Annotated in this window: 13 protein-coding genes, 1 other RNA gene and 1 pseudogene; 8 read left to right on the plus strand and 7 right to left on the minus strand. The window is 37.7% G+C overall.

All coding sequences use genetic code 11. From position 1 onward, the window contains the following. Positions 1-100: 100 nt before the first annotated feature. Positions 101-733 carry a UPF0149 family protein gene (locus tag DJ533_RS14235; protein ID WP_065994693.1) on the minus strand — a complete coding sequence of 211 codons (633 nt, stop codon included), beginning with the start codon at positions 731-733 and terminating at the stop codon, positions 101-103. 64 nt (positions 734-797) lie between these two features. On the opposite strand from DJ533_RS14235, the gene DJ533_RS14240 reads away from it, so the two are divergent. From DJ533_RS14240 to ssrS, 3 genes are all read left to right on the plus strand, one after another. Beyond that, positions 798-1349 (plus strand): hypothetical protein, encoded by a 552-nt coding sequence (locus DJ533_RS14240; RefSeq protein WP_065994694.1) that lies wholly within the window; start codon positions 798-800, stop codon positions 1347-1349. Between the two features lie 2 nt (positions 1350-1351). Next, the gene (locus tag DJ533_RS14245; RefSeq protein ID WP_065994695.1) at positions 1352-1636 is read left to right on the plus strand and encodes a cell division protein ZapA; all 285 of its coding nucleotides are present in this window, start codon (positions 1352-1354) and stop codon (positions 1634-1636) included. Positions 1637-1736: 100 nt separating this feature from the next. Beyond that, a non-coding RNA gene (gene ssrS, locus DJ533_RS14250) (6S RNA) lies at positions 1737-1918 on the plus strand. A 208-nt stretch (positions 1919-2126) separates the two neighbouring features. Here ssrS and DJ533_RS14255 read toward each other — a convergent pair. Continuing rightward, positions 2127-2948 carry a hypothetical protein gene (locus tag DJ533_RS14255; protein ID WP_065994696.1) on the minus strand — a complete coding sequence of 274 codons (822 nt, stop codon included), beginning with the start codon at positions 2946-2948 and terminating at the stop codon, positions 2127-2129. A 296-nt stretch (positions 2949-3244) separates the two neighbouring features. Between DJ533_RS14255 and DJ533_RS14260 the strand changes: the two genes are divergently transcribed. From DJ533_RS14260 to DJ533_RS14275, 4 genes are all read left to right on the plus strand, one after another. Further along, positions 3245-4714, plus strand: coding sequence for a cytochrome ubiquinol oxidase subunit I (locus tag DJ533_RS14260; protein ID WP_065994697.1), 1470 nt, complete (start codon positions 3245-3247; stop codon positions 4712-4714). Continuing rightward, complete coding sequence (cydB, locus tag DJ533_RS14265; RefSeq protein WP_065994698.1) at positions 4707-5711, plus strand: cytochrome d ubiquinol oxidase subunit II; 1005 nt, start codon at positions 4707-4709, stop codon at positions 5709-5711. Before DJ533_RS14260 ends, cydB begins: the two co-directional genes overlap by 8 nt. Before the next feature lie 87 nt (positions 5712-5798). After that, a complete protein-coding gene (locus DJ533_RS14270) occupies positions 5799-5924 on the plus strand; it encodes a DUF2474 domain-containing protein (protein WP_089024797.1) in 126 nt (41 codons plus the stop codon). Between the two features lie 133 nt (positions 5925-6057). Continuing rightward, positions 6058-7461 (plus strand): aminotransferase-like domain-containing protein, encoded by a 1404-nt coding sequence (locus DJ533_RS14275; protein WP_065994699.1) that lies wholly within the window; start codon positions 6058-6060, stop codon positions 7459-7461. A gap of 84 nt (positions 7462-7545) precedes the next feature. Here the strand turns inward: DJ533_RS14275 and DJ533_RS14280 are convergent, their stop codons facing one another. From DJ533_RS14280 to DJ533_RS14295, 4 genes are read right to left on the minus strand one after another with little or no spacing between them, the layout of a single operon-like run. Beyond that, positions 7546-8505 (minus strand): siderophore ABC transporter substrate-binding protein, encoded by a 960-nt coding sequence (locus tag DJ533_RS14280; RefSeq protein WP_065994700.1) that lies wholly within the window; start codon positions 8503-8505, stop codon positions 7546-7548. 9 nt (positions 8506-8514) lie between these two features. Further along, complete coding sequence (locus tag DJ533_RS14285; RefSeq protein ID WP_065994701.1) at positions 8515-9279, minus strand: iron ABC transporter ATP-binding protein; 765 nt, start codon at positions 9277-9279, stop codon at positions 8515-8517. Further along, positions 9264-10226: an iron chelate uptake ABC transporter family permease subunit gene (locus DJ533_RS14290; protein WP_065994702.1), complete on the minus strand. Its 963-nt coding sequence runs from the start codon at positions 10224-10226 to the stop codon at positions 9264-9266. The genes DJ533_RS14285 and DJ533_RS14290 overlap by 16 nt, the downstream gene beginning before the upstream one ends. Further along, entirely contained in the window at positions 10219-11172 is a 954-nt protein-coding gene (locus DJ533_RS14295) for an ABC transporter permease (RefSeq protein WP_065994733.1), read from the minus strand. Before DJ533_RS14295 ends, DJ533_RS14290 begins: the two co-directional genes overlap by 8 nt. 225 nt (positions 11173-11397) lie before the next feature. Here DJ533_RS14295 and DJ533_RS18960 point away from each other — a divergent pair. Then, positions 11398-11820 (plus strand): annotated as a pseudogene (locus tag DJ533_RS18960) (IS3 family transposase); the annotation flags it as partial. A 195-nt stretch (positions 11821-12015) separates the two neighbouring features. Here DJ533_RS18960 and DJ533_RS14300 read toward each other — a convergent pair. Then, a complete protein-coding gene (locus tag DJ533_RS14300; RefSeq protein WP_065994704.1) occupies positions 12016-13218 on the minus strand; it encodes an MFS transporter in 1203 nt (400 codons plus the stop codon). Positions 13219-13290 lie beyond the last annotated feature (72 nt).

The raw sequence follows: 13290 nt of genomic DNA on the forward strand, positions 1-13290 counted from the left end.
TGTGTTCAGCTTATCGTTAGAGGGTTGAAATTTAAGTTAAAAATCAAAAGACCTCTGAAGTGTCAGAAATAATCTGCATTCAAAAGTCTTGTTATAGATTTTAGCTTGGGCGGTATGGCGTAAAAACCTCTACCACATTGCTACTGTCTGATGCCTCAATTGCAGATTTCATTTTGCTATGAAAATTTTGCAACAAAGAACTTTCTAGCACTGGAATTTTCTTACGTCCCATAGACAAAGACACAGGAATCAAACGGACAAACTCATAAAGTTCTAAGTAGCTTTCCTCGCCTTCTTCGTCATCATCAGTTTCATCAAATTCAACTGAAGCCACATCTTGTAAGCTTTCGATCAACTCTTGTTCATCTGAGCGAATATGTCCTGATGCCAAACCAAAACCTAAAACCACACCTGCACACCAATCTGCCAAAGCCTGCACACGCTCAGCAAGGCTATGTTCGTCATCTGGAAGTAAAGGTAAATAGTCTAATTCATCTTCTGACAAGGCATGTGCAATATCTTCTGCTTCTTCAGTCAAGATTGCCAAAGCATCTTCGTTGATTTTTGGTATATCAATGGTCGATAAAATTTGTAACCATTCATCACGAGATGGCACTTCAGTAACACAAACTATACCTGTGAGTAAACCATGTAACTCACTTGGGCTTGAAATTTCTTCAATTTGACCAAAATTTTGATCCCAATCTGACCAACCTGAAATATCGTCTTGCATTCGTTTATCCAATCTCTATACTTCTGTATATATTACCTTTGATTGCAAATCTGTGCGACCCGTTATGCTAGAACAATTACAGCGTCTACAAACGCATATTGGTGTTTTAAAAACACGTATTGAAACGACTGAGAAAGAAAATTCAGCACTGTTAAAAGAGAAAGATAACAGTGAGGAACAAGCACATGCTCAGATCTTGCATAAAAATGGCATTATCACCCAAAAGCAAGATGAAATTGAAAGCTTGACCGAACAACTCTCAGCTTTACAAAAACAATTTACTCAACTGAACACTGATGCAACTGCTTTGGCAGAACGTTATGGACGTTTAGAAAAAAGCTGTACCGACCTCAAAACGCGCTTTCAGGAGATTTTAGCTGAGCGTAATGAATTACGAATTCTCAAAGAAAAGTTACAAACTGAACAGCGCCACTCTCAACAAGAAATCAAAGACTTGCTCAGTGAACGTGAACGCTTAATTCAGAAAAATGATCACGCCAAAACCAAAGTTGAAGCGATTATTCAACGTTTAGCGATTTTAGGCACTGAACAAGATCAGCATGCGCAAGAAATTCAACAGCTTGCTCATCCATCTGAAACCAATGAGGAAGTCTAATCATGTCTGAAGTTGTTGTGGTTGAATTACGTTTAATTGAACAAATTTTTCGCCTCAGTACTACTGCTGATCAGAAAGCTGAGCTTGAACGTGCAGGTAAATTATTGAATGAAAAATTTCAAGAATTTCGACGTAAAGCACCCAATATGGAACATAACAAACTCATGATCATGGTGGCGTTGGAGTTAATGCAAGAAGTTTTGTCTTTAAACAAGTCCTTACAAGAATATACACATTGTGAACGTTTACTTGAGGAAATTTTAAAAGACGTTGAAAAAGCTGTATAAATCGCTTTTTGTTTGTGCATTTGAATCTTGCTTGGTACAGATTCTGCCATTTTCATAAAATTCAGCATTTGCCTCTACAGCAAGAATCTGTATACTTAATCTATCTCTGGGATGTTCGCCAGTACGTTTATTCCCCTGCCGATACTTAAAACTACGGATGCGTTCTGTGTATTTTGAGTGTATGCCCGCCTTGAGTGGGAAACCCATTAAGTACGCGTCGTGTCCACCTTGAACTCATCGGGTTCAGGGTAACGACCATGCAGCGGCATCTTCGGAGTGTTTTATTTTAAATAAGAACAATATCTTAGATATAACCAATATTTTAAACACAAGAAAAGCGAATCCTCTAAGTCCCAAGCGCATGTCTACCTTTTACTGGAACCTATCACTAAGTTCTAATCAAAATCAGCATATAAAAACATGGGAGATGACCTGTTGATGCAATAAATATGAAAGACCAAATGCTTTAAATCAAAGTCAATACATTCACTTAAGCGAGGAATTGTGCATTGAGTTTGCTGGCATCGTGTTGTAAACGTGTCTGCATATATTCCGCATAGACAGATAATTTTTCATAAATATGCTCGGCATAGAACATATCATCGACCAAATGGGTCGCTTGCTCACGGTTATACGTGCCATAACACATCAATAATTGCGCATTGAGTTTTGAAAATTTTTCACACAGTGCAACATATTGATCATCTTTATTTTTAAAGAAGAGTTTACGCATATTTAATTCAGTTACATCAATCATCTGATCATGCAGATCTGTTTCAATATAATGAATCACCACTCTAAAAAACTTTTCTACTTCCTCAATTTTGGCAATATCAAGTTTTAAATCTGTGATTAAAAAAATCTGTGAAACATCTGAACGGCATAGCGCTTTGATTAATGAATAATAAAAAAATTCGACCTCGTCCAATTCATCATTACTGAGGTCTAAATACAAATTCAGTGCTGATAAAGCATCTTCTGTTTTTAAATTTTGCTTTTTTTCAGCCTGATAGTAACGATTGAGAATATTCAATACTGCTGGTGTCGCAGGTGTATGGTAAATCACACGATGGTTTAAGTTTGCGAGAATAAATGGTGCAAATAAAAAAGCTAAATTAGCCTGTTCAGACTGAACGGCTGACTGCGCAATGTACTGAACTTTAGCTGTTGAAAATTCACGTAAAACTTTGGCACGTAATAATGTTGCTTCTAAATTGACATAATGCTGTTCAAACATTTTTTGCAGTCTATCTGAAAAGCCCTGCTCCTCGATTAACTTCGGAATTTTATTTAATTGCTCTGTGACGAACATCGCTTCACCCTAAGACTGAAATCTTTCATTGTTTTCATTCTCAATGGATTTTACATCCTTGGATAGCTACAGATTGACAAGAAAAAAATATAACAAGATAAAATTTAAAACACATCCTGTTATATTTTATTGGGGGTTTTCCTGTATCTACTTATTCAAAAAAACTTATGCAAAATGGTCATTAATTATTTTCAATAGGTAGTTTCTATGGAGCGATCTATTCTTTTTCTTGATCTTTTCCGCTGTCTTTTGACAGTTTTCTCCATCACATTCATTCAGCGTCGAGGAGCAGTAATATGAGTCTCGGATTAACTGCTTTAGAGTTGGCACGAATACAGTTTGCATTTACTGTATCTTTTCACATTATTTTTCCTGCAACATCAATTGGCTTAGCCTGTTTTCTTGCCTTATTGGAATGGAAATGGTTACGTACCCAAAACCTGATTTATAAAGATTTATTCAAATATTGGATTAAAATTTTTGCTGTTGCTTTCGGAATGGGTGTGGTATCAGGTGTAGTGATGGCCTATCAGTTTGGTACGAACTGGAGTGAATTCTCTCGTGTAGCAGGCTCAGTCACAGGTCCATTGCTTACCTATGAAGTGCTCAGTGCCTTTTTCCTCGAAGCTGGATTTTTAGGTATCATGCTGTTTGGGTGGGGACGTGTTAGCCCTAAAGCACATTTTTTTGCAACATTAATGGTGGCAATCGGTACCTGCATTTCAATGTTTTGGATTTTATCTTCCAACAGTTGGATGCAAACACCTCAAGGCTTTGCGATTGAAAATGGCGTCATTGTTCCAACCAATTGGTGGGCGATTGTTTTTAATCCATCCTTCCCTTATCGCTTTGCGCATATGGCAACCGCTGCGTTCTTAGTATCCTCGCTATTGGTTGTAGGAACAGCAGCATGGCACTTGTTTAAAGGTCGCCGTGATGAATTGGTCAAAAAGTCACTTTCTATGGGGCTTTGGATGGTTTTGGTCACTTCACTCTTACAAGTCGTGATCGGTGATAACCACGGTTTAAATACCTTAAAACACCAACCCGCAAAACTAGCAGCAATTGAAGGTCATTGGGAAACGAATCGTGATCATGGCATGCCGTTGTTACTCTTTGCATTACCAGATATGGAAAATGAACATAACAATACTGAGATCGGTATTCCAAATCTCGGCAGTATTATTCTGACCCATTCTATGCAAGGTGAAGTTAAAGGTTTGAAAGACTTTGCCAAAGAAGATCGACCGAATGTACCCATCGTATTTTGGAGCTTCCGTGTCATGGTCGGGCTTGGCATGTTGATGGTGTTATTGTCACTTACAGCATTATGGTTACGTAAAACAGGGCGTTTATACGAAAGTGCATGGTTTCATAAATTTGCAATTGTGATGGGACCTACAGGTTATATCGCTTTACTAGCAGGCTGGGTAACCACTGAAGTTGGACGTCAACCGTGGGTAGTCTATGGCGTCATGCGTACACAAGATGGTTTATCGCATGGTGTGACAGCAGATCAAGTCGGCTTAAGTTTAATTATCTTCGTTTTGGTCTATGCCGTTGTTTTTGGTAGTGGTATTTATTACATGCTGAAACTCATCAAAACAGGACCGTCATTTATTGAAAGTGTGTCACCTGAACAAGCAGGTTTAGGACATTTTAAAACCCCTTTACGCCCACTGAGTGCTGTAGAGGATGCATTTGATGATGTGACTGACACTCAAAAATCGCAACCTGATCAAAATAAGGAGAAACATCATGATTGATCTTGTATTGGTTTGGGTCGGCATTATCGGTTTAGGTGTACTGATCTATGTGATTTTAGATGGATTTGATCTTGGGATCGGTATTTTATTTCCCTTTATCAAAGATCACCAAGAACACGATGTGATGATGAATACCGTTGCTCCCGTGTGGGATGGCAATGAAACATGGATGGTTTTAGGCGGTGCTGGTTTATATGCTGCCTTTCCTCTCGTATATTCTACTGTACTATCAGCATTGTATTTACCCATCACATTTATGGTCGTTGCACTGATTTTCCGTGGTGTTGCTTTTGAGTTTCGATTTAAAGCGACACGTACAAAATACTTGTGGGATCAAGCTTTTATTTGGGGTTCAATTCTGTCGAGTTTTTTCCAAGGGGTGATTTTAGGTGCATATATTCAAGGAATTGAAACCACGAATGGCATCTACTCAGGTGGCGGATGGGATTGGCTAACGCCATTCTCGATCTTCTCGGGTATTGGTGTAGTTGCAATGTATGCCACTTTAGGTTGTGGTTGGTTAATTATGAAAACCGATGCAAAACTACAGAAGCAGATGTATAAATTTATGCCAAAATTGTTGATTGCACTATTACTCATTTTTGCAGGCGTAAGTTTATATACCCCAATGACTCACCCTGAAATTGCGGATCGCTGGTTCTCTTTACCGAACTTCCTTTATTTCAGCCCTGTACCCGTTTTAGTACTGATCTTTGTTGGATTGATTTTAAAATCATGCAATCAAAAGCATGACAGCAAACCCTTTATCTATACTTTAGCGTTAGTGTTCTTGGCATTTACAGGTTTTGTGATCAGTTTATGGCCCAATATCATTCCGCCATCTGTCACGATTTGGCAAGCTGCTGCACCTGAATCAAGCTTGAAATTTACCTTAGTTGGTGCAGTGATTTTGATCCCAATCATTATCGCTTATACCTTCCTATCCTATTGGGTATTTCGTGACAAAGTACGTGTTGGTGATGAAGGTTATCACTAAGCGTTAAATTTTGGACTTTCGGGAAGATCGGTATAAATCGTTAATACTCGTCTTTCCGACTTAACAATGTGTCGAGGTACTTTGAAAATGAATAAATTGTTCAGCAAAATGAGTTCTACACAATGGTTTATCTGCTTATGGTTGGTCGGTTTTTTAGGATTAGCGCTGATTGCAGGTTTCTTTAAAATCATGCTGTCTTTTGCATATCCATAATGTTAAAGCACATTTTTGATCATATTTTTAGGTTTAAATTTAATCTTGCTGTTTTAACAACAAATAAAATCGCTAAAATATGGATAGTCAGCGCTATCCATATTTTCTTTGTGAATCAGTTGAGTCATTTTCTATGTATAAATCTGAACAGCTTGCACTCAGTTTAAAACACTTAATTGAAAGTGGTGCGTGGAAAGCCAATGAAAAGCTCCCATCTTTACGCCAACAAGCTGAAATTTCAGGCTTTAGTTTGATTACAGTGATGAATGCGTACCAAGAATTGGAAGCGCAAGGATTAATTTATTCCAAAGAAAAATTGGGCTACTTTATTGCAGAAGACCCAAATAGTTTAGAAATCGCAAAAACCGTCATTCTCAATGAAAAAATTGAAATTAACTCCACTGTTTTTCGTTATTTAAAATCGATTCAATCTGAGAATATTGTTCCATTCGGCATCGCATTTCCTGACAGTCAACTGCTGTACTCAACGAAACTGATGCAAACATTGGCACAACGTGCCAAACATCGTCAAAGCTATGAACAAGTGCCGAGTTTACCACCGGGCAATCTTGAACTGCGTAAACTGATTGCACAGCGTTACTGTATGCAAGGAATTCCTACCGATCCATCAGATATTGTGATTACCTCAGGGGGTTTAGATGCACTGAATCTCGCTTTGCAAACTTTAACCCAGCCGGGTGACTATATTCTTTTACAAGAAACAATTTTTTATGGTGCGTGGCAAGCAACAGAACATTTGGGCTTAAAAGTCATCACCATTCCTGAGCATCCTGAACATGGTTTAGATTTAGACGCATTCAAAAATGCGATTTCAAACTATCCCATCAAAGTATGTTTGCTGATGTTGAATAGTCATAATCCGATTGGATTTACCGTAAGTGATGAAATCAAATTACAATTGGCAAAATTATTACAAGAACATCATATTTATCTGATTGAAGATGATGTCTATGAAGAACTGTATTTTGATCATAAAAAACCCTTATCCATGAAGTATTTTGATCAGCAAAATTTAGTATTCCACTGTTCTTCATTTTCCAAAACCTTAGGTGCAGGCTTTCGGATAGGTTGGGTTTATGCGGGAAAATTTTCTGAAAATATTCAGCATTTGCAACTCATGAGTACGTTATCGGTTAATTCTTTTATTCAAAATGCACTCGCTGATTATTTATCTCATCGTTACTATGAAAAACATTTAAAAACCTTGCGTAACACGTTAAAGCGCTTAAAAAATCAGTATTATCAATATCTCAGTAAGCATTTACCAGAGACTTTTAAAATACATTATTATCCATCGGGTTATTTTTTATGGATCTCGTTACCTGAGCGTATCAACAGCAATGTGGTTTATCATGAAATGTTGCTGCATCAAATTGGCGTCGCTTCAGGTGCTTTATTTTATCGCTCCGATAAAACACCACATCATTTACGCATCAATTGTTCTTTTGAATTGACGGAACGTACACAGCAGGCTTTAGATCAATTAATTCAATATATTGTGAGTGAGTCAGATTAATCATTTCCATGAAACAGAGTTAACAGTCTATATAATTTAAATCATATAGACTTCCATCATGATCAATTTTATTAAAATAAGAGATTAAACAGCATTCTGCACTTCTTTCAACATACTCTGCATACCGCCTAAGCTGTCATTCATCAAATACCATGTACTTGAATCTAAATAAATAATTTTATTATTTTGTGCTGCTTTGGTTTGTTTCACAATCGCATTGTCCAAGACTTTTTGCGCACCACCTGATTTTTCAGAAATGGCTGCACCTCGATCAATGACAAATAGATAATCTGGGTTGGTTTGTGCAATAAACTCATGTGACACAGACATACCATGCGTACCGACTTTAATATTGTCATCCGCAGGGCTAAAGCCATATAAATCATGGATTAAACCAAAACGAGAACCCACGCCATACGCCGATAATTTATTGTTATTGACCAAAATCACCAAGGCTGTTTTGCCTTTGGTTTTTTCTCTTAAGGCTTGCATATCACGTTCTAGTGCTTGCAACTGTTGTTCAGCTTCGGCTTTTTTACCCACCATCGTCGCAATATTTAAGGTTTGCTGTTTAAATGAATTTAAACGATCAGCATAATCCACTTGAGCATTATAAGTGGGTGCAATCGCTTTCATTTGATCCGTATGTTTTTCCATACGGTTACTGAGAATAATTAACTCAGGCTGACTTGCAGCAATTTTTTCTAAGTTTGGCTCGGTTGCTGTACCTGTATCTTGATATTTTTCAGCATTGGCAAAACTTTTGATCGCTGCGGGTAAGGGCGTCCCTTGCGGCAATGCCACCACTTGATCCGATGCGCCTAAGGTTTGAATGGTATTGAGCGCATTGGTATCCAATACCGTAATACGGCTCAAATGTTGAGGAATCGTGATCTCACCTGCCTTACTCTGATAAGTCACTGTGTTTGTACTTTGTTCAGATGTCTGCGTATTCTGCTTCGATTCAGAAGATGAATTTTGCGCCGAACATGCCGCCAATGCAGCCGTCAAAGAAATTGCGATTAACTTTTGATGAAAACGCATCACATGCTCCTAACTAATGAAATATAAACCTAATTTATGTTGCTGAACATTTTGAATCGGAATGTGAAAATCAAAAATGTCCTGTAAAATATCTTCTTGCATCAAGCTATCTGGTGTACCTTGATACAGCAATTTTCCATTTTTCATGGCAATGATCTGATCGGCATAAACGGATGCAAAATTAATATCATGAATCACCACAATGATGGATTTACCATGATGTTCTGCCAAATCTTTCAGCACACGCATAATCTGGGCAGAATGTTTCATGTCTAAATTATTCAACGGCTCATCCAGTAAGATGTAGTCCGTGTCTTGCGCCAATACCATGGCGATATAAGCACGTTGTCGTTGCCCACCTGACAAGGTGCTGAGTTGTTGATGACGTAATTCTTGCAAATGCATATACGCTAAGGCTTGATCTATTTTCACTTGATCTTCATCGGTCAATCTGCCTTGGGAATGCGGAAAACGTCCAAATGCCACCACATCTTCCACACTCAGACGCAATTCGGTGTGATTGGCTTGTTTTAAAATCGCCATTTTCTTGGCAATCTCTGCACTTTTCATCTGATCAATGCGCTGCCCATCCAGTTCAACTTCGCCCGAATCTGCGGCCAACAAACGACTCATCATGCCTAAGACCGTACTTTTTCCTGCACCATTTGGACCAATAAAAGCGGTAAACTGCCCTTTTTCAATCTGTAGCGACACATCTTCCACCACGCTATGTCCCTGATAACTTTTGCACAGTTGTTTTAAGACAATTGCCACTTTTTATTCTCCTTTAACAAGATCCAAAAAAAATAGATTCCACCGACAAAGTTAATCATCACACTGAGCGTGGTTTTATAATTCAACACATGCAACACTAAAAATTGCCCAATCAATAACGCCAAAATACTCACGAGAATAATTCCAGGCAGTAAAATTCGATGACGATGCGTCTTAAACACTTCAAGCGTAATGTTCAACACCAACAAACCAAGAAACATCATCGGTCCTGCCAAAGCCGTTGCTGAAGCCAAAGCAAACACCACTAAAATAAATAAAGTTCGACTGGTCTTGTCATAATCCACGCCCAAATTCAGCGCATAATCACGCCCCAATGCCAATACATCCAAAGTACGGGTTTTCATGAGGCAATACAGCACAATAGGCAAAATGGTCAATGTCGATAAAATCAACGGTGGAATTTTCACCACGTTAAAACTAGCAAAACCGACATAAGCCGCCACCTGAAACTCACTTGGATCAAGTAAGACCTGAAAAAAAGTGGTCATACTGTCAAATAACGTAGCGCAGATCAGTCCCACCAAAAGTAGAAAATAAATATTGTGTGCAGCCGCTTTTTTGAAAATAAAGTAATACAGCATCAAGGCAAAGATCAGCATCAAGGCAATGCTAAACAGATAATCCGTGACAGCATTTAAGGACAATAATGCACTGGCACCAAAGAAATAAATCATCATGGTTTTAGACAATTCAAATAATTTGTCTAAACCCAAGGTTTGTGGTGTCACCACCCGATTATTGACCAAACTATGGAACACCAAGGTTGATGTTCCAATCGCTGTACCTGCCACCACAATGGCTAAAATGGTATTGAATCGAAGACTGAGAGCGTATTTCCACGCTGTACCCAAATCCCACAGTAAATAACCTGCTGTACTGAGTAAAATCAGCAGGATAAGAATAAATAATTTGAGCGAATTAGACATGGCGATAACTCCTGATCAACAGCCACAAGAAAATCGCACTGCCTAACACACCCATAATTAAACTGATCGACACCTCATACGGGAAAATCACAATTCGTCCAAACACATCACAAAGTAAAACCAATAACGCGCCTAACAGAGCGGTATGCGACAGCGTTTTACGGATGTTGTCCCCCAAATATAGACTGACAATATTCGGCACGATTAAACCTAAAAATGGAATCACACCAACCGTAACAATCACCACACCTGTAATCACTGAGACCAGTAATAAACCAATGAATAAAGTTTGCTGATAGTTCAGTCCCAAATTTGTGGCAAAATCATCACCTAAACCAGCCAAAATAAAGCGATTGGCAAAAACATAAACCAATGCCAAAATCGGTAAGCTCAGGTAAATCAGTTCATATTTACCACTTAAAATGGTGGAAAAATCACCTTGCAACCACCCTGCAAGACTTTGTAAAAGATCAAGTTGTAATGCAATAAATGTCGTGACTGCTGAAATGATGCTCCCGAAAATCATCCCAACCAACGGAATAAATACCGTATCTCGATGTTTGAGTCGTGCCAAAATCTGCATAAACAGCATGGCACCGATTAAGGTAATAATGATTGCAAATGAAGTTTTGACAAAAATCGAAGCAGTTGGCAGTAAAATAATCGCAATCAACACACCCAATCGTGCACAATCAAATAAACCTGCTGTGGTGGGTGACACAAAGCGATTACGGCTTAGGGTTTGCATGATTAAACCACACACACTCAAACCTGCCCCTGCCACCAAAATTGCCATTAAGCGTGGTAATCGACTGGTCCAAAAGAGTTCCCAGTCTGCTGCATTACCCGCCAATAATCCTGTGATACTGACATCACCGACACCAACAAATAGCGAAATGCCAGACAATAGGATTAACAACAGCAATAAGAATCTTCGTTTGAGCAGCATAGTCACAACATATAAAATCTGAGGGTTAAACGATGTCGTCGATTAACAAATAAGAGTGATAAGTTTAAAGAGAATCATTCTCACTATAACATTAAAAAATGAAAATCCAAGTCGCTCATTTCTGCTCAGCTTGCAACACAGCGTTGCATAAATAGGAAAATAATATTTTTAACAACCATTAAATTTGACTAAATATAGGATTCACATAATTTTTTAGCGAGAGCGAAGCTATTTAAAGTATCAGTTTTAAAATTTTATATTTGGCTAAAAAAATTTAAGCCAACGCAAGCTTCAAAGAACTCAGCAGATGATATGGGTCAAAATGGCGCATCAGGAGACTAAAGAAGGCTATGGAGATATCCGTTTGACTAGATATTTACAATCACAGCAAGATGACATCAGGCAGTATCCAAAATGTGCAATCAAGAAGTTTAATCAACTGTATTGCAAGCGTCATAAGCGCTTTAAAAGAAAGACAGTTTTAAAAGGTCTTTATACAAAATGGGAGATAGGCTAAATAGCTTAAATGGGCGTATGACAGCACAACTGGACTGTGATATTTTTAATGGTATTCGGAATCAAAAATCACCACCAGGCTTAACTGTTCATTCAGACAGAGGTAGCCAATATTACAGCCATGAATATTGAAATATAATTGAAAAATATAGTTGAGAGCTTTTATAAGTGGCTGTGTAGAATCACCCAAATTTAAGCTGCCGTTTTTTATCAGCACATATCAAATTTTTAAATTTTCCCCTACTGATTCAATTATTCAAATCTATTTTATTTTTCAAAAGAATATAACCGAATATTCAATACCATATAAGCAAAGCGCTTAGCTTATCTCAATGAAGTTAACTTTGGTACAACGCTAATTTTATATAGAAGCATCGTCAACATAATCACCACTGCGCAAAACAGATAAGTAAATTGATAACCTAAATACGCAATAATCAAACCCATGACCACAGAACCTAGAGCCATACCAAAATCAAACAAGGTAAAAAAAGTTGAAATAGAATGTCCCATTCGCTCTTTAGATACAGCTTGTATGGCAACCGTTTGAAAACATGGAAATAGCGAACCATACCCCATACCGATAAATACCGCCGCTAGCCATAAAATCCATTGTGAATCGGCAAAACTGACAATCACCAAACCAATAGCAAAGGATACAAAGGATGGATAAATCACAGCACTCGCACCTTTACGGTCATAAATTTTACCCACCCAGGGACGTACCGCAATCATTGCCAATGCAAAAATAATAAAAAATAAGCTCACATATTGCAGTAATTTTTGCACTTCAGCATACGCAGTAATAAAACTCATAACACTGGAATACGCAAAAGCAACCAACAATGCCACACAACCAATTGGAATCGCGCGTTTTTCGATAATATCTGTAAACTTTAGACGAGGATTAGTCTCATTTTTATTAAGCTTTATCGTAAAATTAGAAGGTACTGGAATAACGAGACAAAACAAAAAACCAAGACAAATAATTGCAGTTAATACCTGAAAAACAGTAATAAAATCAGAAAATTGTAAGACAGTTAAAGCAATCAACGGACCAAATACCACAGCCAAGTTGGTTGACATGACAAAATAACCCATGCCCTCACCTTTACGATGTTCAGGAATAAACTCGTTGGTGATGGGCACAGCAACAGTGGTTAAAATACTAAACCAAATCCCATGAATAAAACGCACTGCCAATAAGATCCATAAACTATCTGCCAAGAGATAAGTAAAAGCGCATAGAACAAATAGCAATTCAGAACCTCGAAAAGCCAGTTTCTTGCCTATTTTTTCAATGATTAAACCAGAAAATGGACGTACCACAATAGATGACACTAAAAACAAAGTCAGTGCCAATCCCGCTTGCTGAACTGAGCCACCCAAAGATTTTAAAATATAAACAGGTAAAATCGTTAAAAATGCAAAATAGTAAGTAAATAAAAATAAGTTATTAAATATGCATAAAATAAAATTTCTATTCCATAACCTATCATTTTGAACTAAGTTAATTGTATTATTCATCCCTGCAACCAAACGATATGCGACGTTTCGTCTGATTTTAAGAAATCATTTTCAACTTAATAAATACTTTTT

It is taken from the genome of Acinetobacter defluvii (assembly GCF_001704615.3).
GTDB lineage: Bacteria > Pseudomonadota > Gammaproteobacteria > Pseudomonadales > Moraxellaceae > Acinetobacter > Acinetobacter defluvii.

Coding starts and splice junctions, on each gene's coding strand:
- DJ533_RS14235 (WP_065994693.1), bottom strand. CDS start 733: ATGCAAGACGATATTTCAGGTTGGTCAGATTGGGATCAAAATTTTGGT.
- DJ533_RS14240 (WP_065994694.1), top strand. CDS start 798: ATGCTAGAACAATTACAGCGTCTACAAACGCATATTGGTGTTTTAAAA.
- DJ533_RS14245 (WP_065994695.1), top strand. CDS start 1,352: ATGTCTGAAGTTGTTGTGGTTGAATTACGTTTAATTGAACAAATTTTT.
- DJ533_RS14255 (WP_065994696.1), bottom strand. CDS start 2,948: ATGTTCGTCACAGAGCAATTAAATAAAATTCCGAAGTTAATCGAGGAG.
- DJ533_RS14260 (WP_065994697.1), top strand. CDS start 3,245: ATGAGTCTCGGATTAACTGCTTTAGAGTTGGCACGAATACAGTTTGCA.
- cydB (WP_065994698.1), top strand. CDS start 4,707: ATGATTGATCTTGTATTGGTTTGGGTCGGCATTATCGGTTTAGGTGTA.
- DJ533_RS14270 (WP_089024797.1), top strand. CDS start 5,799: ATGAATAAATTGTTCAGCAAAATGAGTTCTACACAATGGTTTATCTGC.
- DJ533_RS14275 (WP_065994699.1), top strand. CDS start 6,058: ATGTATAAATCTGAACAGCTTGCACTCAGTTTAAAACACTTAATTGAA.
- DJ533_RS14280 (WP_065994700.1), bottom strand. CDS start 8,505: ATGCGTTTTCATCAAAAGTTAATCGCAATTTCTTTGACGGCTGCATTG.
- DJ533_RS14290 (WP_065994702.1), bottom strand. CDS start 10,226: ATGTCTAATTCGCTCAAATTATTTATTCTTATCCTGCTGATTTTACTC.
- DJ533_RS14300 (WP_065994704.1), bottom strand. CDS start 13,218: ATGAATAATACAATTAACTTAGTTCAAAATGATAGGTTATGGAATAGA.